The organism is Massilia cavernae, assembly GCF_003590855.1.
Classification (GTDB): domain Bacteria; phylum Pseudomonadota; class Gammaproteobacteria; order Burkholderiales; family Burkholderiaceae_D; genus Telluria_A; species Telluria_A cavernae.
Window position 1 is genome coordinate 20,245 of record NZ_QYUP01000012.1, and the last position, 25,279, is coordinate 45,523.

Annotated in this window: 20 protein-coding genes and 1 pseudogene; 12 read left to right on the forward strand and 9 right to left on the reverse strand. The window is 62.8% G+C overall.

The annotated features are described in order from the left end of the window. Positions 1–22 precede the first annotated feature (22 nt). Genes D3872_RS01335 through D3872_RS01360 form a run of 6 tightly spaced genes read left to right on the forward strand, consistent with a single transcriptional unit; the run spans position 23 to position 7,598 of the window. Positions 23–1,723, forward strand: coding sequence for an NADH-ubiquinone oxidoreductase-F iron-sulfur binding region domain-containing protein (locus D3872_RS01335; RefSeq protein ID WP_119809112.1), 1,701 nt, complete (start codon positions 23–25; stop codon positions 1,721–1,723). After that, complete coding sequence (fdhF, locus tag D3872_RS01340) at positions 1,720–4,509, forward strand: formate dehydrogenase subunit alpha (protein ID WP_119809113.1); 2,790 nt, start codon at positions 1,720–1,722, stop codon at positions 4,507–4,509. Before D3872_RS01335 ends, fdhF begins: the two co-directional genes overlap by 4 nt. Next, positions 4,506–5,366 (forward strand): formate dehydrogenase accessory sulfurtransferase FdhD, encoded by an 861-nt coding sequence (locus D3872_RS01345; protein ID WP_119809114.1) that lies wholly within the window; start codon positions 4,506–4,508, stop codon positions 5,364–5,366. The genes fdhF and D3872_RS01345 overlap by 4 nt, the downstream gene beginning before the upstream one ends. Further along, positions 5,366–6,073: an ABC transporter permease gene (locus D3872_RS01350; protein ID WP_119809115.1), complete on the forward strand. Its 708-nt coding sequence runs from the start codon at positions 5,366–5,368 to the stop codon at positions 6,071–6,073. The genes D3872_RS01345 and D3872_RS01350 overlap by 1 nt, the downstream gene beginning before the upstream one ends. Beyond that, positions 6,070–6,762 (forward strand): energy-coupling factor ABC transporter ATP-binding protein, encoded by a 693-nt coding sequence (locus tag D3872_RS01355; protein ID WP_119809116.1) that lies wholly within the window; start codon positions 6,070–6,072, stop codon positions 6,760–6,762. Before D3872_RS01350 ends, D3872_RS01355 begins: the two co-directional genes overlap by 4 nt. A gap of 11 nt (positions 6,763–6,773) precedes the next feature. Next, a complete protein-coding gene (locus D3872_RS01360; protein WP_119809117.1) occupies positions 6,774–7,598 on the forward strand; it encodes an ABC transporter substrate-binding protein in 825 nt (274 codons plus the stop codon). Here the strand turns inward: D3872_RS01360 and kdpE are convergent. Genes kdpE through kdpF form a run of 6 tightly spaced genes read right to left on the reverse strand, consistent with a single transcriptional unit; the run spans position 7,574 to position 15,623 of the window. Next, positions 7,574–8,272, reverse strand: coding sequence for a two-component system response regulator KdpE (gene kdpE, locus D3872_RS01365; RefSeq protein WP_119809118.1), 699 nt, complete (start codon positions 8,270–8,272; stop codon positions 7,574–7,576). The two genes, D3872_RS01360 and kdpE, sit on opposite strands and share 25 nt — an antisense overlap. After that, entirely contained in the window at positions 8,265–10,991 is a 2,727-nt protein-coding gene (gene kdpD / locus D3872_RS01370; RefSeq protein ID WP_119809119.1) for a two-component system sensor histidine kinase KdpD, read from the reverse strand. The genes kdpE and kdpD overlap by 8 nt, the downstream gene beginning before the upstream one ends. Positions 10,992–11,011: 20 nt before the next feature. After that, on the reverse strand, positions 11,012–11,599 hold the full coding sequence (gene kdpC / locus D3872_RS01375) for a potassium-transporting ATPase subunit KdpC (protein WP_119809120.1): 588 nt from the start codon (positions 11,597–11,599) through the stop codon (positions 11,012–11,014). 22 nt (positions 11,600–11,621) lie between these two features. Next, positions 11,622–13,703 (reverse strand): potassium-transporting ATPase subunit KdpB, encoded by a 2,082-nt coding sequence (gene kdpB / locus D3872_RS01380; RefSeq protein ID WP_119809138.1) that lies wholly within the window; start codon positions 13,701–13,703, stop codon positions 11,622–11,624. A gap of 22 nt (positions 13,704–13,725) precedes the next feature. Beyond that, the gene (gene kdpA, locus D3872_RS01385) at positions 13,726–15,534 is read right to left on the reverse strand and encodes a potassium-transporting ATPase subunit KdpA (RefSeq protein ID WP_119809121.1); all 1,809 of its coding nucleotides are present in this window, start codon (positions 15,532–15,534) and stop codon (positions 13,726–13,728) included. Further along, the gene (kdpF, locus tag D3872_RS01390) at positions 15,534–15,623 is read right to left on the reverse strand and encodes a K(+)-transporting ATPase subunit F (RefSeq protein WP_119809122.1); all 90 of its coding nucleotides are present in this window, start codon (positions 15,621–15,623) and stop codon (positions 15,534–15,536) included. Before kdpF ends, kdpA begins: the two co-directional genes overlap by 1 nt. Here kdpF and D3872_RS25485 point away from each other — a divergent pair. Then, a complete protein-coding gene (locus D3872_RS25485) occupies positions 15,623–15,778 on the forward strand; it encodes a hypothetical protein (RefSeq protein ID WP_182915638.1) in 156 nt (51 codons plus the stop codon). The genes kdpF and D3872_RS25485 overlap by 1 nt on opposite strands. Before the next feature lie 54 nt (positions 15,779–15,832). On the opposite strand, the gene D3872_RS01395 is transcribed toward D3872_RS25485, so the two are convergent. From D3872_RS01395 to D3872_RS01405, 3 genes are all read right to left on the reverse strand, one after another. Beyond that, the gene (locus D3872_RS01395; RefSeq protein WP_119809123.1) at positions 15,833–16,582 is read right to left on the reverse strand and encodes a TorF family putative porin; all 750 of its coding nucleotides are present in this window, start codon (positions 16,580–16,582) and stop codon (positions 15,833–15,835) included. Between the two features lie 152 nt (positions 16,583–16,734). Beyond that, on the reverse strand, positions 16,735–17,430 hold the full coding sequence (locus D3872_RS01400) for a type 1 glutamine amidotransferase domain-containing protein (protein WP_119809124.1): 696 nt from the start codon (positions 17,428–17,430) through the stop codon (positions 16,735–16,737). A 44-nt stretch (positions 17,431–17,474) separates the two neighbouring features. Further along, complete coding sequence (locus D3872_RS01405; RefSeq protein WP_119809125.1) at positions 17,475–17,813, reverse strand: ribonuclease T2 family protein; 339 nt, start codon at positions 17,811–17,813, stop codon at positions 17,475–17,477. Between the two features lie 607 nt (positions 17,814–18,420). Between D3872_RS01405 and D3872_RS01410 the strand changes: the two are divergent. The 5 genes and pseudogenes from D3872_RS01410 (at position 18,421) to D3872_RS01425 (ending at position 25,276) form a co-directional block, all read left to right on the forward strand. Beyond that, positions 18,421–20,033 (forward strand): annotated as a pseudogene (locus tag D3872_RS01410) (N-6 DNA methylase). Positions 20,034–20,062: 29 nt separating this feature from the next. Then, positions 20,063–20,755 carry a hypothetical protein gene (locus tag D3872_RS26210; RefSeq protein WP_229459099.1) on the forward strand — a complete coding sequence of 231 codons (693 nt, stop codon included), beginning with the start codon at positions 20,063–20,065 and terminating at the stop codon, positions 20,753–20,755. After that, positions 20,752–21,015: a DUF1016 N-terminal domain-containing protein gene (locus D3872_RS25925; protein WP_220476855.1), complete on the forward strand. Its 264-nt coding sequence runs from the start codon at positions 20,752–20,754 to the stop codon at positions 21,013–21,015. The genes D3872_RS26210 and D3872_RS25925 overlap by 4 nt, the downstream gene beginning before the upstream one ends. Next, positions 21,012–22,160 carry a restriction endonuclease subunit S gene (locus D3872_RS25490; protein WP_182915639.1) on the forward strand — a complete coding sequence of 383 codons (1,149 nt, stop codon included), beginning with the start codon at positions 21,012–21,014 and terminating at the stop codon, positions 22,158–22,160. Before D3872_RS25925 ends, D3872_RS25490 begins: the two co-directional genes overlap by 4 nt. After that, positions 22,157–25,276: a type I restriction endonuclease subunit R gene (locus D3872_RS01425; protein ID WP_119809126.1), complete on the forward strand. Its 3,120-nt coding sequence runs from the start codon at positions 22,157–22,159 to the stop codon at positions 25,274–25,276. Before D3872_RS25490 ends, D3872_RS01425 begins: the two co-directional genes overlap by 4 nt. The last annotated feature ends 3 nt before the right edge of the window (positions 25,277–25,279 follow it).

Here is a 25,279-nt window from a genome sequence, read left to right on the forward strand (position 1 = left end):
GACGTTTCTCGGAGCAAATCTGATGAACCATCCAATCATTCCCATCGCCGTGCAGGGAGCCAGCCGCGAGCGCAAACGCCAGGCGCCCAAGGGCCGCCGCGTCGACCCGCAGGCCCTGGCAGAGGTGCAGAGGCTGCTGGGCGCCGAATCGCGCCAGCCGGACCTGCTGATCGAGCACCTGCACAAGATCCAGGATGTGTACAAATGCCTGTCCGCCGCCCACCTGGCCGCGCTGGCGCAGGAGATGAAGCTGGCGCAAACCGAGGTGTACGAGGTGGCCACCTTCTACCATCACTTCGACGTCGTCAAGGAAGGCGAGGAGGCCCCGGCGGCGCTGACGGTGCGCGTATGCGACGGCTTGTCCTGCGAAATGGCGGGCGCGCGCGAGCTGCTCGACAGGCTGCCCACGATCCTCGGCCGCGAGGTGCGCGTCATCGGCAGCCCGTGCATCGGCCGCTGCGAGCAGGCGCCGGCCGTACTGGTGGGGCAGCACCCGGTGCCGCACGCGAACGTTGAATCCATCGCCGCCAGGGTAGCGGCTGGCGAAACCACCCACGTCCCCGAAGGCTTTATCGATTACGACGCCTACCGCGCCGCCGGCGGCTATGCACTGCTGCGCGAATGCGTGGAAGGGCGGCGCGACGCCGAGGCGGTCATCGCCACCATGGAAAGTTCCGGCCTGCGCGGCCTTGGTGGCGCGGGCTTTCCGGCCGGGCGCAAGTGGCGCATCGTTCGCGCCGAAGCCGGCCCGCGCCTGATGGCCGTCAACATCGACGAGGGCGAACCCGGCACCTTCAAGGACCGCCATTACCTCGAACGCGACCCGCACCGATTTATCGAAGGCGCACTGATCGCAGCGTGGGTGGTTGGCGTCGAAACTATTTTCATCTACCTGCGCGACGAATACCACGGCTGCCGTGCGATGCTGGAAAAGGAGCTGGACAAGCTGCGCGCCGATCCGTCAATGGCTGGCATGCCGAAGCTTGTGCTGCGCCGGGGCGCCGGCGCATACATCTGCGGCGAAGAATCCGCGATGATCGAATCGATTGAAGGCAAGCGCGGCATGCCACGCCTGCGTCCTCCCTACGTGGCGCAGGTCGGCCTGTTCGGGCTGCCCACGCTGGAGCACAATTTCGAAACCCTGCACTGGGTGCGCGACATCCTGGAAAAGGGCGCCGACTGGTTCAGCAGCCATGGCCGCAATGGACGCAAGGGCCTGCGCTCGTTCTCGGTATCGGGCCGCGTAAAGGAGCCGGGCGTCAAGCTGGCGCCGGCAGGCATCACGGTGCAGGAGCTGATCGACGAATACTGCGGCGGCATGCAGGACGGCCACCAGTTCTACGGCTACCTTCCAGGCGGCGCGTCGGGCGGCATCCTGCCCGCCTCGATGAACGAAATTCCGCTCGATTTCGACACGCTGCAGCAGTACGGCTGCTTCATCGGATCGGCGGCAGTGGTAGTGCTATCGAACCAGGACACGGCAGTCTCCGCTGCCCGTAACACGATGCGTTTCTTCAAGCACGAGTCATGCGGCCAGTGTACGCCGTGCCGCGTCGGCACCGCCAAGGCGCTGGCGCTGATTGAGCAGGATCGCTGGGATATTGCGTTGCTCGACGAACTGTCGCACGTGATGCGCGACGCATCGATCTGCGGCCTCGGGCAGGCGGCGCCCAACCCCGTCGATTGCGTTGTCCAATACTTTCCACACGAGCTTTCCAAATGAGCGCGCTGACCAGGTTTGAAATCAATGGCCGCGAAGTCGAGGCGGCGGCAGGTGAAACGCTGATCGAGGTTGCCGACCGCGTTGGTATCGATATTCCCCGCCTTTGCTACAAGGAAGGCATGGACACGGCCGGCAATTGCCGTTCGTGCATGGTGGAGATCGACGGCGAGCGCGTGCTGGCGCCTTCATGCTGCCGCTATCCGGCGGCGGGCATGAAGGTTCGCACCGACAGCCCGCGCGCGGTGGCGGCGCAAAAGATGGTGCTGGAGCTGCTGCTGTCGGACATGCCGGAAACCGACTACACGCGCCACAATGAAGTGGACGCCTGGGCGCGCAAGCTGGCGGTCGGCAAGCCGCGTTTCGCCGCGCGCGCGCAGCCGCAACAGGACGCGTCGCACGCCGCGATCACCGTCAACCTCGACGCCTGCATCCAGTGCACGCGCTGCGTGCGCGCCTGCCGCGACGAGCAGGTCAACGACGTGATCGGCCTCGCGTTCCGCGGCGACCACGCGAAGATCGTGTTCGACATGGATGACCCGATGGGCGCGTCCACCTGCGTCGGCTGCGGCGAATGCGTGCAGGCCTGCCCAACCGGCGCGCTGATGCCCGCGCGCGACGCGGCGCTTGCACTGCCCGATAAGAAGGTCAATTCGGTCTGCCCGTACTGCGGCGTAGGCTGCCAGCTGACCTACAACGTCAAGGACAACAAGATCCTTTACGTGGAAGGCCGCGACGGCCCCGCGAACCACGAACGCCTGTGCGTGAAGGGCCGCTACGGCTTCGACTACGCGCACCATCCGCACCGCCTTACCAAACCCTTGATCCGCCGCGCCGACGCGCCCAAATCCGGCGACTTCACGATGGATCCGGATCGCGTGCTGGACGTGTTCCGCGAAGCGACGTGGGAAGAAGCCCTCGAAGCGGCGGGCGGCAAGCTCGCGAACATCCGCGACACCTACGGCAAGCGCTCGCTGGCGGGCTTCGGCTCCGCCAAGGGCAGCAATGAGGAAGCCTACCTGTTCCAGAAGCTGGTGCGCACTGGTTTCGGCAGCAACAACGTCGACCACTGCACCCGCCTGTGCCACGCCTCGTCGGTGGCTGCGCTATTGGAGGGAATAGGCTCCGGCGCGGTATCGAACCCGGTGATGGACGTGACCCGCGCCGAGGTGGTGATCATCATCGGCGCCAACCCTACCGTGAACCATCCGGTGGCGGCGACCTGGATCAAGAACGCCGTCAAGGCCGGCACGAAGCTGGTCGTGTGCGATCCGCGCCGTTCCGACTTGGCGCGCACCGCCCACCGCTACCTGCAGTTCAAGCCCGACACCGACGTCGCGCTGCTGAACGCCATGATGCACGTGATCGTCAGCGAAGGCCTGGTCGACAAAGGGTTCATTGAAAGCCGCACCATCGGCTACGAGGAACTGGAACGCAACGTGGCCGGCTACAGCCCCGAGCTGATGGCGCCGATCTGCGGCATCGACGCCGACACCATCCGCTACGTGGCGCGCCTGTACGCCACGTCGAAGGCGTCGATGATCCTGTGGGGCATGGGCATCTCGCAGCACATCCACGGCACCGACAACGCGCGCTGCCTGATCGCGCTGGCGCTGATGACCGGCCAGATCGGCCGTCCCGGCACCGGCCTGCATCCGCTGCGCGGCCAGAACAACGTGCAGGGCGCCTCCGACGCTGGCCTGATCCCGATGATGTTCCCCGACTACCAGCGCGTCGACAACCCGGCCGCGCTGGCGAAGTTCGAGCAGGCCTGGGGAACTGCGCTGGACAGCACGCCGGGCCTGACCGTGGTCGAGATCATGGACGCGATCTTGCGCAAGGAAGTGCGCGGCATGTACATCATGGGCGAGAACCCGGCCATGTCAGATCCCGACGCCAACCACGCGCGCGAATCGCTGGCCGCACTCGACCACCTGGTGGTGCAGGACATCTTCCTGACCGAGACCGCCTACCTGGCCGACGTGATCCTGCCCGCCAGCGCCTTCCCGGAAAAAACCGGCAGCTTCACCAACACCGACCGCCTGGTGCAGATCGGCCGCCAGGCCATCGACCCGCCCGGCGACGCGAAGCAGGACCTGTGGATCATCCAGCAGATGGCGCGCAGGCTGGGCCTCGAATGGCAGTACGGGCACGTGTCGGAAGTGTTCGACGAGATGCGCCGCACCATGCCCAGCATCGGCGGCATCACGTGGGAGCGGCTGGAGCGCGAGCACGCGGTCACCTATCCATGCGCGCAGGAGGGCGACCCCGGCGAGCCTGTGGTCTTCACCGAAACCTTCCCGCGCGAGTCGGGCCGTGCGCGCTTCGTCCCGGCCGACATCATCCCGGCCGACGAACGCCCCGACACCAACTACCCGATGGTCTTGATCACCGGCCGCCAGCTCGAACACTGGCACACCGGCAGCATGACGCGGCGTGCCGCGGTGCTGGACGCGATCGAGCCCGACCCGGTGGCGCTGGTGCACCCGCTCGACCTGTCGGCGATGGGCGGCAAGCCGGGCGACGTGATCACCATCGAGTCGCGCCGCGGCACGGTGACGCTGTTCGCGCGCGCCGACGACAGTTCGCCGCGCGGCGCCATCTTCGTCCCGTTCTGTTACTACGAAGCAGCGATCAACCGGCTCACCAACGCCGCGCTGGATCCGTACGGAAAGATTCCTGAGTTCAAGTACTGCGCGATCCGCGTATCGCTCGGGGGCGAAGTGGCGGAACAGGGCTCGTACGGCGGAGGACAGATACTGGAAGACATGGCACAATCGTCAACATGACAGCGTCCCCTTTCCGGTATCGGCCACAACTGTCGGAAGCCTCCGCCAGCCTCACCCATGACGTCGAGGTGGTGGACGAGCGCGGACGCCGTTCGACCATCGCGATTCCCGCCGAACGCCCGCTCACCGTCTACGTCGACAAGCGCGAACTGGTCACCCTGATGACGCTCGGCGGCGCGCCGGAAGCGCTGACGCTCGGCTACCTGCGCAACCAGCGCCTGGTGCGCTCTATCTCCGACGTGGTATCGGTGCAGGTGGACTGGTCGGTCGATTCGGTGGCCGTCGTCACCCGCAACGGCATTGCCGACGTCGAGGAACGCACCTCGAAGAAGGTAGTCACCACCGGCTGCGGGCAGGGCTCCGTGTTCGGTGGCTTGATGGACGATATCGACAAAATCGCGCTGCCGCCGGACGCGCGCCTCGCGCAGTCGACCATCTACCGCATCGTCGAAACCATCCGCACCCAGCAATCCATCTACAAGCAGGCCGGCTCCGTACATGGCTGCGCGCTGTTCACGAAGGCGGGCGAACTGCTGTATTTCATCGAGGACGTGGGCCGCCACAACGCGGTCGACGCCATCGCCGGCCGGATGTGGCTCGACCAGCTCGAAGGCGGCGACAAGGTGTTCTACACCACCGGCCGCCTTACCTCCGAAATGGTGATCAAGGGCGCGCAGATGGGCATCCCCTTCCTGCTGTCGCGCTCGGGCACCACGCAGATGGGCCATATGGTCGCCGAAAAAGTCGGCATGACGCTGCTTGCGCGCTGCACCGGCAAGCACTTCCTTCTGCTGACAAGGCACGGCAGCATCGATTTCGAGCCGCAGCTGCTCGAGGCAGCGCCGCGCATCGCCTGATGTCGCTGATCGACGCCACCATTGCCGCCTTCGGCCTGCTGTTGTCGGGCGATGCGGCGCTGTGGCAAATCATCTGGGTGTCGCTCAAGACCACCGCCGCCGCGCTGCTGCTGGCGGCGCCGTTTGCGGTAGTGCTTGGGTACGTCATCGCCAGCCATCGCTTCGCTGGCCGGCGCATAGCGATCTGGCTGGTGCAGGCGGCGCTGTCGCTGCCGACGGTACTGATCGGCCTTCTCCTGTACCTGCTGTTGTCGCGCCATGGGCCGCTGGGCGCGATGCACTGGCTGTTCTCCCAGCCCGGCATCGTCTTCGGCCAAGTGCTGATCGTCCTGCCCGTGCTGGTGGCGTTCACGCTGGCCGCGGTGCAGGCGGCCGACCCGCGCTTCGCCGAAACGGCCGTCGCGCACGGCGCCTCGAAGCTGCGCGTGATGGCGGCGGTGCTGCACGAAGCGCGCTTCGGCGTGATGGCCGCCGTGATCAGCGGCTTTGGCCGGGTGATCTCCGAGGTCGGATGCGCGCTGATGGTCGGCGGGAACATCGCCGGTGAAACCCGCACCATCACCACCGCCATCGCACTGGAAACCAGCAAGGGCGATTTCGCGCAAGGGATCGCGCTTGGCATCGTTCTGGTGACGATCGCACTCGTGATGAACGGCGCGCTGATGCTGCTGCAGGGCGACGCGCACGCGGCGGGAGGCGTGCGGTGACCGTCCTGCTCCGCATCGCAAGGCTGCACAAGCAGTTCGGCGACCGCATTCTGTTCGACATCGCGCCGTTTTCGCTGGATGCCGGTCGCGCCTACGTGCTGACCGGCGTGAATGGGTGCGGCAAAAGCACCTTGCTGCGCATCCTGGCGGGGTTGGAGCTTGCCGGTACTTCCGGCGTGGAGTTCGCGGGCGAGCCGGTGCAGCTGGACCCGTATCCCGCCGCGATGCGCGCCGCGATCGTCTACGTGCACCAGCATCCCGTGATGTTCTCGACCAGCGTGGCGGACAATGTGGGTTATGGCCTGAAGGTGCGCGGCACGCCGAATGCGAAGCTGGCGCGGATCGTGGATGACGCGATGGAATGGGCGGGCGTGTCGCACCTTCGCGGCAGCGATCCGGCGCGCCTGTCCGGCGGCGAAAAGCAGCGCGTGGCGCTGGCGCGCGCCAAGGTACTGGAACCGAAACTGCTGCTGCTCGACGAGCCCACCTCCAACCTCGACGGCGCGGCGCGCGAGCAGGTGCTGGCGCTGATACCGCAGCTGCTTGAAGGAGGAACGACCGTGGTCATGGCCTGCCATGACCGCGACCTGATCGGCCTGCCCGGCGTGGTCCGCATCAAGCTGCGCGACGGCAGGCTGGAAAGGCGCAACACCAACCGCGGCGAGCCGCCGCTTTCACTTGTAACCTGACCGGAGAACACATGCACCTGCGTAGCTTCCTCGCACTTGCCGTCCTGGCCATCGCGCCCTTCGCCCATGCGCAGCAAACGATCCGCCTGTCCACCACCACCAGCACCGAAAACTCCGGCCTGCTGGCCTGGCTGCTGCCTGCCTTCGAAGCGAAAACCGGCAGCAAGGTGCGCGTGATCTCGGTCGGCACCGGCAAGGCGCTGGAACTGGCAAGGAATGGCGACGTCGACGTCACGCTGGTTCATGCGCGCGGGGCAGAGGACAAGTTTGTCGCGGAAGGCCATGGCATCGACCGGCGCGACGTGATGTACAACGACTTCGTTGTCGCGGGACCGGCGGCCGATCCCGCTAGAGTTAGCGGCGGCAAGGACGTCATCGCGGCGTTCAAAAAGATCGCGGCCAGCGATGCAAAATTCATCTCGCGCGGCGACAACTCCGGCACCGACGTGATGGAGAAATCGTACTGGAAGACGGCGGGCGTGCAGCCTGCCACCGGCAAGTACGTCTCGGCGGGCCTCGGCATGGGCGAAGTGCTGAACATGGCGGCGGAACTGCAGGCCTACACGCTGACCGACCGAGCCACCTATAGCAGCTACAAGGCGCGCACCGGGCTCGAGGTGCTGGTGCAGGGCGACCCGCGGATGTACAACCCCTACGGCATCATCGCCGTCAATCCGGAGCGGCACAAGGGCGTCAACCACAAGGGCGCGATGCAGCTGATCGACTGGATCACCTCAAGCGAAGGGCAGCAGAAAATCGCATCGTTCAAGCCGCAGGGCCAGCAGCTGTTCTTCCCTTCGGCATCGAAGCCTCAGGCAGGCGCAATCAGCCGGTAGCCGACCGCGGTTTCGGTAATCAGGTAGCGCGGCTGGGCCGGATCATCCTCGAGCTTGTGGCGAAGGTGCCCCATGTAGATGCGCAGGTAGTGGCCGTTTTCCGAGTTGGATGGACCCCACACCGCGCGCAGCAGCTGCGGGTTCGTGACGACGCGGCCGACGTTTGCCACCATCGCCGCCAGCAGCCTGTATTCGGTGGGGGTCAGGTGGACATTTTGCCCGGCCTTTGTCACGCGCCGGTCTTTCAGGTTGACTGCGACGTCGCCGAACTGAACCACGCCATCATCGGCGCCGCTTCCCGTGCGGTTGCGGCGCAGGGTTGCGCGCACTCGTGCCAGCAACTCCCCGACGCCGAAAGGCTTGGTGAGGTAGTCGTCGGCGCCGGCGTCGAGCGCGCGAATCTTGTCCGCTTCGTTGGTACGGGCGGACAGGACGATCACTGGTACCGCAGACCATTTTCGTACGTCCTGGATGAACTCCACGCCATCGGCGTCCGGGAGCCCGAGATCAAGTATGACCAGGTCCGGCTTGCGCGTGCCGGCGTCGATCAGGCCGCGTTGCATCGTGCCTGCTTCGAAGACCTGCCATCCTTCCTCTTCCATTGCGCTGCGCACGAAACGGCGGATCTGCGGTTCGTCTTCAACCAGCAGGACGGTGGGCGTGGGGTCACTCATTTTCGGGTTCCATACGTTCTGATTCAAGGTCGGGCATTGCCGGGGGCGTCCCGAGCGGCAGCGAGAAGACGAAAGCGGCGCCACCTTCCGGCGAGGCGCCGGCGTCTATTTTTCCACCGTGCGCCTCGACGATCGCGCGGCAAATCGCCAGGCCAAGGCCGACGCCCGGCTTGGCGGACTCGCGCTCGCCGCGCGCAAATTTTTCGAACAGGGCTTCCTCTTTTCCGGGTGGAAGCCCGGCGCCGTTATCATAAACGATGACGTTGACGGAGCTGCCGTGCAGCTTCGCCTCGATCACAATGCGGGAGCCCGGCGGCGTGTATTTGGCGGCGTTTTCGACCAGGTTGCACAAGACCCGTTCGATCAGGACCGCGTCGAAGCGCACCAGCGGAAGGTCGCGCGGCACTTTCGTGACGACCACGTGCTGGCGCAGCGTGAGCGCGCTGGCGCGCAGGGCGCTTCCCACCGCCTCCTCCAGCGCGTGCCACTGGAGGTTGAACCTGATCTCGCCGCTCTGGATGCGGGCCATGTCCAGCAGGTTCGCTACCATCGCGCTCATGCGCAGGGCCTCCTGGTGCAGGGCCTGTGCCGCGTCGAGCTGCGAAGGGGCCAGCGCGGGGCGCGACTCGGCCAGCGATTCGGACAGTCCGACAAGTGAAGTGAGGGGTGTGCGCAGGTCGTGCGACAAGGCCGCCAGCAGCGAATTGCGCAGCCGCTCGGACTCCATGTTGACCAGCGCGCCCTGCGCAACCTCGATGTAATGCACCCGTTCGAGCGCAATCGCGGCCAGTGCGGCGAAGGTGTCGAGTTGCTGCCGCTGTTCCGGAATCAGGATCCAGCGCGGATGCTCCGGTTCGATCGCAAGCACGCCGCGCGTGCGCATCGGCGCCACCAGCGGCAGGTAGAAGATTGGGCTGGCCGGCAGGGTATCGGTACCCAGCCCGGCATTCTCGGCATGGTCAAACGCCCACTGGGCGATGCCGAGATCCAGCGACACCGGCGGAGCGGCTTCGCTCGTGGCGGGCGGCTGCAAGCGGCCTTCGCCGTCCGGCACCAGCAGCGTGGCGCGGGCGCGGAATGCCTTGCCGAGTACGGCGCGGGTGGTGTCGAAGATCTGTTCGGTTTGCAATGCGCCCGACAAATCGCGCGCGAATTCGTACAGGGCGCGCGCGCGGCTTTCCCGGTGTGCCGCCACGCGCGCCTGGAAGCGCAGTCCGGAGGTCAGGTGCCCCGTGATCAGCCCGACCACGAGCATTACCGCGAAAGTCACCAGGTACTGCAGGTCGGATACCGCAAAGCTGAAGCGCGGAGGAACGAAGAAGAAATCGAAGCAGGCTACGCTGATGCAGGTGGCCAGCACCGACGGCCCGCGTCCGAAGCGTACTGCGACAAGTACCACCACCAGCAGGAACAGCATGGCGATGTTGGCCAGGTCGAGGAAGGCGAGCATCGGCGTGGTAATGAGCGCTGCCGCCAGGCTTGCACCGGCGGCGACCGCGTAGCCGACGGCGCGGGTCTTGAAGGCAGCCGGATTGGCGAAAGCCCCGGTCATCCGCGGCTCGGGCTTGGCGGGGCGATTGGCCGCGTCGCCAATCTCGATCAGGTCGATGTCGGGAGCGCTGTGTGCCAGAGCGCGGATATGCGGCGTGCGCCACGGCCAGGAAGGATGGCCGCGCCCGAGCGTGATCTTCGACAGGTTATGGCTGCGCGCATACTCCAGCGCAGCCTGCGCGATGTCGCGTCCCGACAGCACCGCGGTGCTTGCCCCGAGGTCCTCGGCCAGCTTCAGGGTTTTCAGGATGCGTTCGCGCTCGTCAGCCGGCAGGCGCTGCAACGCGGGCGTTTCGACATAGATGGCATGCCATTCCGTGCCGAGCTGGCCGGCCAGGCGCGCCGTGCTGCGCACCACATGGTCGCAGCCGGGACGCGGTCCGACGAGGGCCAGCAGGGAGGCGCCGGTCTTCCAGATCGCATCGATCGATTTTTCGACGCGGTAGGCGCGCACGTCGTCCTCGATGCGGTCGGCCGTGCGGCGCAAGGCCAGTTCGCGCAGGGCGATCAGGTTGCCTTTCCTGAAGAAGTTTTGTGACGCGCGCTGCGCCTGCGGGGCCTGGTACACCCGCCCGGTCCGGAGCCGCGACAGCAGTTCATCGGCAGGCAGGTCGACCAGCACGACTTCGTGCGCCTCATCGAACACCGTATCGGGAACGGTTTCGGCCACGCGTATGCCTGTAATGCCGCCGACGACATCGTTCAGGCTTTCGAGATGCTGGACATTGACGGTGGTAAGCACGTCGATGCCGGCGTCCAGCAGCTCCTCGACATCCTGCCACCGCTTCGGGTGGCGCGAACCGGGCGCGTTCGAATGCGCCAGTTCGTCCACCAGGATCAAGGGGGGATGCCGTTCGAGGGCGGCGTCGAGGTCGAATTCGCGCAGCGTCTTGCTGCGGTATTCGATCTCCTTGAGCGGCAGCTGCTCGAGACCCTCGAGCAGCGACGCGGTTTCGCTGCGGCCGTGGGTTTCGATCACCCCGACCAGCAGTTGCTGGCCATCGGCCTGCAGCTTCCGGGCCGCCGCCAGCATGGCGTAGGTCTTGCCCACGCCGGCGGAGGCGCCGAAATAAATGCGCAGCCGGCCGCGCGCAGCCCTGGACTCCTCGGCCTCGATGTGGGCAAGCAGGGCGTCCGGGTCGGGCCGGTTTGCGTCAGTTGGAAACATGGGATCGCATCAAAGCTTCGTTACTTGGAAGTATGCGCACTTTCCGCGTCCAGTGCCAGATTCAGCGCGAGCACGTTCACACGCGGCTCGCCGAAGAAGCCGAAATACCGTTCCTGTGTGTGTTCCCCGACCAGTTCAAGCACCTTTTCGGGCGATATGGTGCGCTCGCGCGCCACCCGCCCGGCCTGGTACACGGCTGCGGCGACGCTGATTTCCGGATCCAGGCCGCTGCCCGACGCGGTCACCAGGTCCACCGGAATTGCTGCGGTGTTGGCCGGGTCGGCCGCCTTCAGGGCGTCGACGCGGCCCTGGATGGCTGCCGTCAGCGCCGGATTGGTCGGGCCCTGGTTGGAGCCGCTCGAACCGCTGGCGTTGTTCGGCATTGGGCCGGTGGCCGATGGACGGCCCCAGAAATAGCGCGGCGACGAGAACGACTGGCCGATCAGCATCGAGCCGACCGGCTGGCCCGCGCGCGAGACGATGCTGCCTTCCACCTGCTCGGGAAATGCCACCTGGCCGATGCCGGTGACGGCCAGCGGATACAGGACGCCGCAGACCAGGGTGAGTGCGCCGAACAGGACCAGCGCGGGACGAAGGGTTGATTTCATGTTTGCTCCGAAAAATGTAGGGTCAGGCCAGGTTGAGCATCGCCAGGATCATGTCGATCAGCTTGATGCCCGCGAACGGGAGCAGGATGCCGCCGAGGCCATACACCAGCAGGTTGCGGCGCAGCAGCGCGGCGGCGCCTATGGCGCGGTATTGCACACCTTTGAGCGCGAGCGGAATCAGGCACACGATGATCAGGGCATTGAAGATCACCGCCGACATGATCGCCGAAGAGGGGCTGGTGAGCTGCATGATGTCGAGCGATTTCAGCTGCGGATAGGTGCCCACGAATGCCGCCGGGATGATCGCGAAGTACTTGGCGATATCGTTCGAGATCGAGAAGGTGGTCAGCGAGCCGCGCGTCATCAGCATCTGCTTGCCGATTTCGACCACTTCCAGCAGCTTGGTCGGATTCGAATCCAGGTCGACCATGTTGCCGGCCTCCTTGGCCGCCTGTGTCCCGGAGTTCATCGCCACCGCGACGTCGGCCTGTGCCAGCGCGGGTGCGTCGTTGGTGCCGTCGCCGGTCATGGCCACCAGCCGGCCCTCGGCCTGGTAGCTGCGGATCAGTTTGAGCTTGTCTTCCGGCGTGGCTTCGGCCAGGAAGTCGTCCACGCCCGCTTCGGCGGCGATCGCCGCCGCGGTCAACTTGTTGTCGCCGGTGATCATCACGGTCTTGATGCCCATGCGGCGCAGCTCGGCGAAGCGCTCCTTGATGCCGCCCTTGACGATGTCCTTCAGCTCGATGACGCCCATGACCCGGCCGCTGTCGGTCACCACCAGCGGCGTGCTGCCGCTGCGCGAGACGTCTTCCACCGCACGCGCCACTTCGGCCGGGAACGGATGTCCCAGTGCCGTCACGTACTGGCGCACCGCGTCGGTCGCGCCCTTGCGCACTTGGCGCGTGTCGATGTCGATGCCGCTCATGCGCGTCTGGGCAGTGAAAGGCACGAACACGTGGTGCATGGTGGCCATCTCGCGACCACGGATGTTGAAACGCTCCTTGGCCAGCACAGCGATGCTGCGGCCTTCCGGCGTTTCGTCGGCCAGCGATGCCAACTGGGCGACGTCGGCGAGCTGCTGTTCGCTGACGCCCGGAGCCGGAATGAAGCGCGACGCCTGGCGGTTGCCCAGTGTGATGGTGCCGGTTTTATCCAGCAGCAGCACATCGACGTCGCCGGCTGCTTCCACTGCGCGGCCTGAGGTGGCGATTACGTTCGCTTGCATCATGCGGCTCATGCCCGCCACGCCGATGGCCGACAGCAGGCCGCCGATGGTGGTCGGGATCAGGCACACCAGCAGCGCTACCAGCACTGTGATCGATACCGGCGAGCCGGCGCCGGCCACGCCGACCGAATACAGCGAGAACGGCAGCAGCGTCATCGTCACGATCAGGAAGATGACGGTCAGGGCCAGCAGCAGGATGGTCAGCGCGATCTCGTTCGGCGTCTTCTGGCGGCGCGCGCCTTCGACCATGGCGATCATGCGGTCGAGGAAGGTCTGGCCAGGATCGACGGAGACCTGAACCACCAGCCAGTCCGACAGCACGCGGGTGCCGCCGGTGACGGCGCTGAAATCGCCGCCCGACTCGCGGATGACCGGCGCCGATTCGCCGGTGATGGCGCTTTCATCGACCGAGGCCACGCCTTCGATCACTTCGCCGTCGATCGGGATCACGTCGCCCGCTTCGACCAGCACATAGTGTCCCTTGCGCAGGTCGTCGGCCTGGGCCGGCAGCCAGGTGGTGCCGTGCTTTGGCGTCGCCAGCTTCTTCGCCATCACCGTCTGTTTCATCGAGCGCAGCGAAGCCGCCTGCGCCTTGCTGCGGCCCTCCGCCAGCGCCTCTGCGAAGTTCGCAAACAGGACCGTGAACCACAACCAGGCCGAGGTGGCCAGGATAAAGCCGGAACTGGCTTCGCCCTGGCCGAACAGGGATTGCAGGTACAGCAGGGTGGTGATGATGCTGCCGATGAAAACGACAAACATCACCGGGCTGCGCAACTGGACGCGCGGGTCAAGCTTCTTGAAGGCGTCGACGATGGCCGGGCCGATCAAGGAGGAATCGAAAAGCGTCAGGCCGTGGCGTGACGTACTTGCTTGAGGCATCGTATGCTCGTGGGTGCTCATTTTATTTATCCGTGAAAAGCTGCAGATGTTCGACAACTGGGCCGAGCGCGAGGGCCGGGACATAGTTCAGCACGCCGATCAGCATGACCACGCCCACGAGCAGGCCGATGAACATCGGGCCATGCGTCGGCATGGTGCCGGAGTTGGCCTGCAGCCGCGGCTTGGCGGCCAGCGAACCGGCGATAGCCAGTACCGGCACGATGACGGCGAAGCGGCCGAACCACATGGCGATCGCCAGCATGGTGTTATAGAACGGGGTGTTGGCCGACAGTCCAGCGAACGCGCTGCCGTTGTTGTTGGCCGCCGAACTGAATGCGTACAGCACTTCCGAGAAGCCGTGTGCGGCCGGATTGGCCATGCCGACCTTGCCGACGTCGAGCAGTACCGCAATCGCGGTTCCCGCCAGTACCAGCGTTGGCGTCACGAGGATCGTCAGCGACATCATCTTCATGTCGTAGGCCTGGATTTTCTTGCCCAGGTATTCCGGAGTGCGGCCGATCATCAGGCCCGCAATGAACACGGCCATGATCGCGAACACCAGCATGCCGTACAGGCCGGAACCGACGCCGCCGAATACCACTTCGCCAAGCTGCATCAGCACCATGGGCACCATGCCGCCCAGGGGCGTGAACGAGTCATGCATCCCATTGACGGCGCCGCACGACGCAGCGGTAGTCACGGCGGCGAACAGGGCGCTGGCACTGATGCCGAAGCGCGTTTCCTTGCCTTCCATGTTGCCGCCGGCCTGGGTCAGGGTGGCAGTCTGGTCGACGCCCATCGGCGCTAGTGCAGGGTGGGCCTGCTGTTCCGCGACCATGATCGCTACCGTGGCGGCGACGAAGATCACCGTCATGGCCGCCAGTACCGCCCAGCCCTGGCGCTGGTCGCCGACCATGCGGCCGAATGCGAAGCACAGGCCAGCCGGAATCAGGAAGATCGCCAGCATCTGCAGGAAGTTCGACAGCGGGGTAGGGTTTTCGTAAGGGTGCGCCGAATTGGCGTTGAAGAAGCCGCCGCCATTGGTGCCGATCATCTTGATGGCTTCCTGCGACGCGGCCGGGCCCATCGCGATGGTCTGCGTGCGCGCAACAACGGTTTCCGTCAGCGCTACGCCTTTCGCATCAAGCACCGGTTGTCCGTCCGCCGACTTCACAGGCAGGGTATAGGAGACCGGATCGATCAGGGCGACTTCCTTGTAGGGCGAGAAGTTCTGGATCACGCCTTGCCCGATCAGGACGACCGACAGCAGGAGCGACAGCGGCAGCAGGACGTACAGGGTGCTGCGGGTCATATCGACCCAGAAATTGCCGATCGAGCTGGCCGAGCGCGAGCTGAAGCCGCGGATCAGCGCATACGCCACAGCGATGCCGGTGGCGGCGGAGAAGAAGTTCTGGCACGTCAGCGCGAGCATCTGCGTCAGGTAGCTCATGGTTTGTTCGCCGCTGTAGCCCTGCCAGTTGGTATTCGCAACGAAGCTGACCGCAGTGTTGAACGAGGAATCCGGGGACACGTTTGCCATCGCTTGCGGGTTGAGCGGCAAGTACGACTGGAAGCGCTGGATGCCATAGACGAACAGCGCGCCAACCGTATTAAAGATCATCAGGGCGATCGCGTAGCCCTTCCAGCCCATTCCTTTGCCGGCATCGACGCCGGCGGCGTGGTACAGAAGGCGTTCAACGGGGCCAAGCCAGCCAAGGCCGGGAACGCGGCCGCCGTCGCCGACGCGCGCCAGGACGACACCGAGCGGGTAGGCAAGCGCAAGCAGCGCCACGAGGAAGGCGGCGAGAAGGAGAGCGGATTGGGTCGTCATCACAGGTCCTCCGCTTTCAGCAGGGCGACGATCAGGTAGACCAGCAGGGCGGCCGACACGATGGCGCCGATAATGTAGAAGTGGTTCATTGCGTGCCTCCCAGTTTGGCGCAGCCGGCGGCGAACGCCACGACGAGGGCGAATCCCAGCAGGAGGCCCCCGATAAATACAAAGTCCATTACACCCTCACCATTGTTGGTTTTGATAAGAAGAAGAGTAGCCAGATCAGGCTAAAAATTTTGTAAAGACCTGGCGGCGGGATGTAAACAAGGTGTAAAAATCGCGCCGCCGGGCATTGATCAGAAGGTCTTGCTGACGGTCAGTACGAGTGCGTTCTTGCCGAGGAATTTGCCGTTTGTAGGCGATGCATACGCGGTCTTGCCGGCATTGGTACCGATCAGCGCGAGTGCGCCGGTGACCACGCCAAAGTCCTTGGTGATGCCCACTTTCCAGTCGGTATAGCTGGCGGCCGAGTTGTTCTCCACGCGCTGGTGGCCGGCGTGCAGGTTGATGATCGTGCCGGCAGCCGCTTCGATGTTCGCGCCCAGGTCGAGGTAGCCGCTGTTCTTGCTGTCGACGAAACCGAACAGGTTGGTCACTGAGTGCGAGTATTTGGCGTAAGCGGGGCCAAAGCCGAGCTGGCCATAGATTTCGGTCGTGTTCGCGCTGACGAAACCGGGCACGTGGGCCAGGCCGTTCGATGGATACACATAGGTCAGCACGCCGATGTCGTAGGCAAGGTCCGCGCCGAGCTGGCCGCGCTTGCCTGCGTACAGGTCGAGTTCGATGTTTCCATCGCCGCCTGCGTCCTTCGTCCATTTGATGGTGGAAGCCCAGGCGCCTGCGTAGAAACCCGACGGGGAGTGAGCGTAATCCACGCCGCCCTGCAGCGCGGGCTTCAGGCGCGTCTGCGAAATGCCGCGGTAGCGGTAGTCCGAGGTGGCGGCTGCGTTGAAACTAATCTCGTGTTCAGGCTTCGCTTCTTCGGCGCGTACGTAGCCGGTCGCCAGGACCGCCAGTACGGCGGTAGCGAGAATCGTCTTCTTCATGATGAATCCTTACTGTGGTTTTTAATCGATAAGCTTATGCAGTCGTGGGCATGGAAGCCACGAAGGAAAGCTTATCGAAGCCGGCGTAAAGATTTTCTAAAAAGGCGAAGGCGCGCTGTAAACGCACTTGGAAAACGGGAAGGGCGGCTGAATTATTCCTGTTTGCGGTAGGCGCCCAGGATGCGCAACACTTCCTCGGCCGCGGGCGCCGACGACGCAGGGTTCTGTCCCGTGACCAGGCTTCCTTCGGTGACCACATACGGGTGCCAGTCCGGCCCGCGGCTGTAGCGGGCATCGCTTTCGAGCAGCGCGTCTTCCAGCAGGAAGGGAACGGTTTTCGACAGACCGACCGCTTCCTCCTCGCTGTTCGAGAACCCGGTCACGCGCTTGTGGCGTACCAGCGGGCCGCCGTCCTGCCCGGTGGCGTTGATGAAGGCCGCCGGCGCGTGGCAAACGGCCGCCACCACCTTGCCGTCCCCGTACATGGTTTCGATGATCTTGATCGACCGCTTGTCGGTGGCGAGGTCCCACAAAGGACCGTGGCCGCCCGGGTAGAACACGGCGTCGTAGTCGCCGTCGGAGATCTCGGACAGCGGAAGTGTGTTGGCCAGCGCGATGGCGGCTTCGGGATCGTCCTTGAAGCGTTTGGTGGCTTCGGTCTGGGCACCCGGCTCGTCGCTCTTCGGATCGAGCGGCGGCTGCCCGCCTTTGGGCGACGCCAGCGTGATGTTGGCGCCGGCATCCTTGAACACGTAATAGGGCGCGGCGAATTCCTCAAGCCAGAAACCGGTTTTCTTGCCGGTATCGCCCAACTGCTCATGCGAGGTCAAAACCATCAGGATTTTCATCAGGGAGTCTCCGTAGTTTGATACGGAAGCTTACCCTGAAATGGTCAGCGCACGCTCTCCAGTACGAAGCTCTCCTGGCGGCAACTTTTATAGCTGCGCTTGATCTGGCCTTCGCTGCAGCTTCGCGACGCGCCGGCCTTGTCGTAGCAGACGTGGACCTCGCGCAGGTAGCGCCCGCCGCCTGCGCAGAACGGCAGCACCGAATACGGCTGGGTTTTCGGGTTGGCTGCCTTGAACGCCTTGACGAAGTCGTTGTAGCTGGTGCGCACCGGCGCCGTCGGACGCTGGAACGGGGCCGGGATAACGACCTGGTTCTTCAGCTTCGCCGACAGGTTGAAGTAGCCGGTCGGTCGAGGGCCCGAGCAGGTGCCGTGCTTGTTCACATTCGTGGCCCGACCAGTTTGGCGGATTGGACAGCGGCGGTACTTCCGCCTTCACCTGCGGCGAAAGCTTCTCGGTCGAGCAGCTTTCGGATAAGCCATGCTCGTATTGCGGCCACATCCGTGCAGCACAAAGCCAGCCGCGGCCAACGGCGCACTGCTCGGTGTCGTGCGCGCCGTGGCCGTACGACGGCGACCAGCTGAGCGCACCGCGTAGGAGTCCGAACTGGCCGGGCTGGCCGGACGGCCCGCGCGCCTGCGCGCAAGTGGACAAGCTGACCAGTGCGGCCAGGAGGAGATGGTTCAGGTAACGCATTTGGCAGCCTTACATCAGGACAAAAACAGCGAGTTGGATTTTACGCTATAGAGCTGTCGGCGGTGCGAAGGAATGTCTTGAGAGGCTAGGGGGATCAGTGCACCACTGGGGCTTTGGCCGCAGTCTGGTGCGAATACACTCCCGTTATGGTGCATATGCCGTGGCGCATGCGGTAAAGTAACGACTTTTCCGTCTGTCGCACTTATTCATTCCACAATAAAGCAGTCTATGGCAATCAAGAAGTCCGAACTCTATTCCTCCCTGTGGCAATCCTGCGATGAGTTGCGCGGTGGCATGGACGCCAGCCAGTACAAGGACTACGTTCTCGTCCTGCTGTTCGTGAAGTATATTTCTGATAAGTATGCTGGCGTGCCCTACGCGCCCATCGTGATTCCGCACGGCGCCAGCTTCAACGACATGGTCGCCCTCAAGGGCAGGTCCGACATCGGCGACCAGATCAACAAGAAAATCATCGGTCCGCTGGCAAAGGCCAACAAGCTGTCGGACATGCCCGACTTCAACGATCCGAGCAAGCTGGGCAGCGGCCAGGAAATTGTCGACCGGCTCACCAACTTGATCTCCATCTTCGAGAACAAGGCGCTCGACTTCAGCAAGAATCGCGCGGAGGGTGATGACATCCTCGGCGACGCTTACGAATACCTGATGCGCCACTTTGCCGCCGAAAGCGGCAAGAGCAAGGGCCAGTTCTACACACCGGCCGAAGTTAGCCGCATCATGGCGCAGATTATCGGCATCCGCAGCCCGCAAACGAACAACGGCACGACTGTTTATGACCCGACATGCGGGTCAGGTTCGCTATTGCTGAAAGTGGGTGACGAAGCTCATGCCAAAGTCACGCTGTACGGTCAGGAGAAGGATGCGGCCACTTCCGGCTTGGCGCGCATGAACATGATCCTGCATACAACCCCACGGCGGAAATCAAACAGGGCAACACCATCGCCAATCCCCTGTTCACCGGCGACGACGGCTCGCTCAAGACCTTCGACTACGTCGTCGCCAATCCGCCGTTCAGCGACAAGCGCTGGAGCACCGGCATCGATCCGCTCAACGACCCGTACGAGCGCTTCCAGCATTTCGGCACTCCGCCCGCCAAGCAGGGCGATTACGCCTACTTGCTGCACATCATCCGCTCACTTAAGAGCACCGGAAAAGGCGCCTGCATCCTGCCGCACGGCGTGTTGTTTCGCGGCAATGCTGAGGCCGACATCCGCCGCAGCCTGATTCGCAAGGGCTATATCACGGGAATCATCGGCCTGCCCGCCAATTTGTTCTACGGCACCGGCATACCTGCCTGCATTATCCTCATCGACAAAGAAAACGCCCAGAGCCGCAAGGGCATCTTCATGCTCGACGCCAGCAGCGGCTTCATGAAGGACGGCCCGAAAAACCGCCTGCGCGACTGCGACATCCACCAGATCGTCGACGTATTCAACCGCCGCGACGAGAGCGACCCGAAATACGCGCGCATGGTCGGCATTGAGGAAATTGAGAAGAACGACTTCAATCTCAACATCCCGCGCTACATCGACAGCCAGCAGGTCGAGGATATCCAGGACATCGAGGGCCATCTGAAAGGAGGCATTCCCAGCGCCGACGTGGATGCCTTGCAGGCGTACTGGAAAGTTTGTCCGCAACTGCGGCAAACCCTGTTCAGCGCCAATCGCCCCGGCTACCTCGATCTTGCCGTCGCCAAGCAAGCCATCAAGCCGGGCATCTATGAGCATCCAGAATTTGTCACCTTCATCGGCGGCATGAATGCCCTTTCGCCGACTGGCAACAGCGCAGCACCCAAACGCTCAAGGACCTGCAAGCCGGCTGCCATCCGAAGATCGTCATCGACCACCTCGCCGAAGACCTGCTCGCGCATTATGCGGACAAGCCGCTGATCGACAAGTACGCGGTGTATCAGCATCTCATGGACTACTGGGCAACGACGATGCAGGACGACTGCTACCTGATCGCCGCTGACGGATGGAAGGCCAAGACCTACCGCATCATCGAAACCAACAAGAAGGGCAAAGAAGTCGACAAGGGCTGGGCCTGCGATCTCGTGCCCAAGCAACTCGTGGTCAATCGCTACTTCGCCAGGCAGCAAGCGGCCATACGCGAACAGGAAACGGCGCTGGAAAGCGTTGCCGCGCAAATGGCCGAAATGGAGGAAGAACATGGCGGGGAGGATGGCGCCTTTGCCGAACTCGACAAGGTGAACAAGGCCAGCGTCAGCGCCCGTCTGAAAGAAATCAAGAGTGACAAGGAAGCTAAGGAGGAAGCCGAGGCGCTTCACGCTTGGCTCAAGCTCTGCACGCGGGAAGTCGACCTCAAGAAAACCCTGAAAGAAGCCGAGGCCGAACTCGACGCACTTGCTTATGGCAAGTACCCGACGCTTGGCGAGGCCGACATCAAGACGCTCACGGTCGAGGACAAATGGATGGCTACGATCTCCGCCGCCATTCACGGCGAAATGGACTGCATCAGCCAGTCACTTACCCAGCGCGTCAAGGAACTGGCCGAACGCTACGGGACGCCGCTGCCTATATTGACCGGCAAGGTTGCCGATCTGAGCGCCAAGGTCGCCGCGCACCTCCAAAAAATGGGGTTCCAGCCATGAGCAATGAAATTCTTCAGATCACGACCTCCCCTGACTATCGGACTCTGCTGGAGCAGATTTCCGGCACCTACACCCAAGGCCGCTACCCAAATAGTGCGACGCTGTCGCACCAATTGGGTTGGTCGCATATCGTCGAACTGCTGAAAATCGACGATCCGCTGGAACGCGGTTTTTACGAGCAGCAAACCGGCCGCGACCTGCCCGACCGCGTCGCATTGTGCCGGGAACTGGAATTGAGCTTGCCCGAGGCGAAGCAATGAGCGCGATTCCAGTGGGGCACAAGCAGACCGAGGTGGGGGTGATTCCGGAGGATTGGGCTGCCAAATTGCTTGGAAGTGTGATCAGGTTGCAACGCGGTTTTGATCTCCCATACCGTAACCGACGGCCAGGGCCAATTCCGATTATTTCTTCATCGGGTGTATGTGCCTACCATGACGAACCTCAGGCAATTGGTCCCGGCGTTGTTACTGGTCGATATGGAACGATTGGCGAAGTATTTTTTGTAGACGAAAACTACTGGCCACTGAACACGACGTTGTTCGTAAAGGAATTTAAGGGTAATGATCCGTTATTTATCTCTTTCCTTCTTCGTACGATTGACTTCCATTCACACAGTGGAAAAAGTGGCGTTCCAGGCATTAACCGTAACGACCTTCATGAACTTGTTGTTGCATGTCCACCCTTCGTTGAGCAAGGCATCATCGCCGAGGCGTTGAGTGATGCGGACGCCCTGATCGAATCGCTGGGGCAACTGGTCAACAAAAAGCGCCACCTCAAACAAGGCGCCGCGCAGGAATTGTTGACCAGGAAAAAGCGCCTGCCGGGATTCAGCGGCGATTGGGAGGTTAAGCGATTCGGGGATGTAGTAGCGCCACGTAATGAGCGGATTGACCCATGGGAGAGCGGAGTACAGGAGTTCTGCATTGAGTTAGAGCACATCGGCTCCTCAACTGGCGCGCTCTTGGGGAATACGAGCACGGGTGAAAATTCATCACTAAAGTCTGTGTTTCGTGCCGGGGACGTACTGTTCGGAAAACTTCGTGCTTACCTTAGAAAATATTGGCGGGCAGATCGTGCTGGCGTGTGTTCGACCGAGATTTGGGTTCTCGCTCCAAGAGAAAATCTAATAACTGGCGAATATCTGTTTCAGCTCGTCCAGACAGATAAGTTCATAGAGGTTGCAAGTTATTCTTACGGCACTCACATGCCGCGATCGGACTGGACCGTCGTCAAAAACTACGAACTATCTATTCCCCTTGACCCAGAAGAGCAAACCGCCATTGCCAACGCCCTCTCCGACATGGACTCCGAGATTGCCGAACTTGAGGCGAAGCTCGCCAAAGCGCGAACCATCAAGCAGGGCATGATGCACCAGCTCCTCACTGGAAAGATTCGATTGATATGACTATCGGCCAACCAGAACGCGCCACCCAGCACCGCGTCGCCGCCCTGTTTCGTGACGAACTGGGCTATCGTAACCTGGGCGATTGGACCGACCGCCCGAACAATAGCAACGTCGAAGTCGCGCTGCTCACTGCCTACCTGAGCAAGCGCGGCTACAGCACCGCACAGATCGGGCGGGCGCTCGACCGCTTGCATACCGAGGCGATCAACCCCAATCGCAGTCTCTACGACAATAACAAGGCGGTGTACAGCCTGTTGCGTTACGGTGTGCAAGTGCAGGCGGCGCTGGGCCAGAATACCGAGACGGTCTGGCTGATCGACTGGAAAGAACCGACGCTGAACGACTTCGCCATCGCCGAGGAAGTCACGCTGCATGGCAACCACGAGCGGCGGCCCGATATCGTCATCTACGTCAACGGCATTGCTGTCGGCGTGCTGGAACTCAAGAACAGCCGCGCCGATATTGGCGAAGGCATTCGGCAGAATCTTTCCAATCAGCAAGCGGCGTTCAATGAATGGTTCTTCAGCACAGTCCAGTTCATTTTCGCCGGCAATGATTCCAAAGGGCTGAAATATGGAACGATCAAAACTGAGGAGAAGTATTTCCTGAGCTGGAAGGAAGACGAGGCGGATAACAGCCGCTTCAAGCTCGACAAATACCTGCTGAAGATGTGCAACAAGGCGCGCTTGATTGAGCTGATGCACGACTTCGTGCTGTTCGACGGCGGAGTCAAGAAGCTGCCACGTGTGCACCAGTATTTCGGCATCAAGGCGGCGCAGGCGCATGTGCATCGCCGCGAGGGCGGCATACTCTGGCATACGCAGGGCAGCGGCAAGAGCATCGTCATGGTTTTACTTGCCAAGTGGATTCTGGAGAACAAGCCCAACGCCCGCGTGGTGATCGTCACCGACCGTGACGAACTGGACAAGCAGATCGAAGGCGTTTTTATTGCCGCCGGTTACCCGATGACCCGAGCTGGCAGCGGGCGCGACCTGATGGCCCGGCTTGGGCAGGCGACGCCACGACTGCTGTGTTCGCTTGTGCACAAATTCGGCAAGAAAGGCGTTGACGATTTCGAGCAGTTCATCAAGGAACTGGACGCGCAACCCTGCCCGACAGTGGGCGAGATTTTCGTGTTCGTCGATGAGTGCCACCGCACCCAGAGCGGCAAGTTGCACCGCACGATGAAGGCGCTGATGCCCAATGCGGTGTTCGTTGGCTTTACCGGCACGCCGCTGCTCAAGCGGGACAAGCAGACCAGTCTGGAAGTGTTCGGCGGCTACATCCACACTTACAAGTTCAGCGAGGCTGTCGAGGATGAAGTGGTGCTCGACCTCGTCTACGAGGCGCGCGACATTGATCAGCGCCTTGGTTCGGAAGAGAAGATCGACGCATGGTTCGATGCCAAGACCAAGGGTTTGAACGATTGGCAAAAGGCGGCCCTGCGCGAGCAATGGGGCACGATGCAGAACGTGCTCAGTTCGAAGGCCCGCATGGATCGGGTGGTGGCCGACATCGTGTTCGACTTCTGCGTCAAGCCTCGCCTGTCCAACCAGCGCGGCAATGCCATCCTGGTCGCTTCCAGCATTTACGAGGCATGCAAGTATTTCGATCTGTTCCAGAAAACAGTATTCAAGGGCAAGTGCGCGGTCGTCACTTCGTACAACCCGCAAGCGCAGAACATCACGCTGGAAGACACCGGCGCCAATACCGAGACCGACAAGCAGTTCATCTACAACAGCTACACGGCTTTGCTGCATGACGTCGAGGCGCTGCCCGGAAAATCCAGGACCGAAACTTACGAGGACCAAGCCAAGACGCTGTTCAAGGAGCAACCGGCGAACATGCGCTTGCTGGTCGTGGTCGATAAGCTATTGACCGGCTTCGATGCGCCAAGCTGTACCTACCTGTACATCGACAAGAGCATGCAGGACCACGGCTTGTTTCAGGCGATCTGCCGCACCAACCGGCTCGACGGAGACGACAAGGATTTCGGCTACGTCGTCGATTACAAGGATTTGTTCAAGAAGGTCGAGAACGCCATCGCCGTCTATACGTCCGAACTGGACAAGAGTGCTGGCGGCGTCGATCCCGAGGTGCTGTTGCAGGACCGTCTGAGCAAGGGCCGCGAGCGGCTCGACAATGCGCTGGAAACTCTCGCGCTATTGTGTGAGCCGGTGGCGCCACCTCAGGGCGAGTTGGAGCACATTCATTACTTCTGCGGCAATACCGAAATCGCGGACGACCTGAAGGCGCACGAGACGCAACGCGTTGCGCTCTACAAGGCGATGGTGGCGCTGGTGCGCGCTTACGCCAATATTTCGGACGACCTCGGCAGGGCCGGTTACGGCGACGCCGATATCGACCGCATCAAACAGGCGATTGACCGTTACCTGAAGCTGCGCGAGATCATCCGCAACGCCGCCGATGAAAAACTGGACATGAAAGCCTACGAGGCCGACATGCGCCACCTGATCGACACCTATATCGAAGCGAGCGAGCCAAGGACGATTTCGCCGTTCGACGGCATGCCGCTACTGGAATTGATCGTCAAGACCGGCATCGCAAGCGCCATCAACAGTCTCCCTGCGGGACTAAAGGGCAGCAAGGACGCGGTCGCCGAAACCATCGAGAACAACGTCCGCAGCAAGATCATCAAGGAACACCTGAACGATCCTGCCTATTACGCCAAGATGTCGGCGCTGCTCGACGAGATCATCGCGGCGCGAAAGGCCAAGGCAATCGAGTACGAGGAATATCTGAAGCAGATCGCGGAATTGGCGAAGCGGGTCGAGGCGGGACAGGCCGATGACACACCGGAGCAACTGAACACGCCGGGACGACGCGCGCTATACAATTTGCTGCGGCAAGGCGCTTCTGGCGCTGGCAGGCTTCATCTGGCGCAATCCGCCGCGCACTATGATGTGGTCGGATCCGATGACGTGCTGGCGCTGACGCTCAAGATCGATGAAGCCGTCAAACACACGCGGCCCGATGGCTGGCGCGGCGTCCAGGCCAAGGAAAACGTCATCAAGGCTGCCTTGTACGGGATTTTGCTGGACGTGGACGAGGTCGAACGCATCTTTCTCGTCATCCGGCAGCAGAAGGAATATTGACCT

Coding starts and splice junctions, on each gene's coding strand:
- D3872_RS01335 (WP_119809112.1), top strand. CDS start 23: ATGAACCATCCAATCATTCCCATCGCCGTGCAGGGAGCCAGCCGCGAG.
- D3872_RS01345 (WP_119809114.1), top strand. CDS start 4,506: ATGACAGCGTCCCCTTTCCGGTATCGGCCACAACTGTCGGAAGCCTCC.
- D3872_RS01400 (WP_119809124.1), bottom strand. CDS start 17,430: ATGAAAATCCTGATGGTTTTGACCTCGCATGAGCAGTTGGGCGATACC.
- D3872_RS01360 (WP_119809117.1), top strand. CDS start 6,774: ATGCACCTGCGTAGCTTCCTCGCACTTGCCGTCCTGGCCATCGCGCCC.
- kdpD (WP_119809119.1), bottom strand. CDS start 10,991: ATGTTTCCAACTGACGCAAACCGGCCCGACCCGGACGCCCTGCTTGCC.
- fdhF (WP_119809113.1), top strand. CDS start 1,720: ATGAGCGCGCTGACCAGGTTTGAAATCAATGGCCGCGAAGTCGAGGCG.
- D3872_RS01395 (WP_119809123.1), bottom strand. CDS start 16,582: ATGAAGAAGACGATTCTCGCTACCGCCGTACTGGCGGTCCTGGCGACC.
- D3872_RS01425 (WP_119809126.1), top strand. CDS start 22,157: ATGACTATCGGCCAACCAGAACGCGCCACCCAGCACCGCGTCGCCGCC.
- kdpE (WP_119809118.1), bottom strand. CDS start 8,272: ATGAGTGACCCCACGCCCACCGTCCTGCTGGTTGAAGACGAACCGCAG.
- D3872_RS26210 (WP_229459099.1), top strand. CDS start 20,063: ATGGACTACTGGGCAACGACGATGCAGGACGACTGCTACCTGATCGCC.
- kdpC (WP_119809120.1), bottom strand. CDS start 11,599: ATGAAATCAACCCTTCGTCCCGCGCTGGTCCTGTTCGGCGCACTCACC.
- D3872_RS25925 (WP_220476855.1), top strand. CDS start 20,752: ATGAGCAATGAAATTCTTCAGATCACGACCTCCCCTGACTATCGGACT.
- kdpF (WP_119809122.1), bottom strand. CDS start 15,623: ATGAACCACTTCTACATTATCGGCGCCATCGTGTCGGCCGCCCTGCTG.
- kdpA (WP_119809121.1), bottom strand. CDS start 15,534: ATGACGACCCAATCCGCTCTCCTTCTCGCCGCCTTCCTCGTGGCGCTG.
- D3872_RS25490 (WP_182915639.1), top strand. CDS start 21,012: ATGAGCGCGATTCCAGTGGGGCACAAGCAGACCGAGGTGGGGGTGATT.
- D3872_RS01350 (WP_119809115.1), top strand. CDS start 5,366: ATGTCGCTGATCGACGCCACCATTGCCGCCTTCGGCCTGCTGTTGTCG.
- kdpB (WP_119809138.1), bottom strand. CDS start 13,703: ATGCCTCAAGCAAGTACGTCACGCCACGGCCTGACGCTTTTCGATTCC.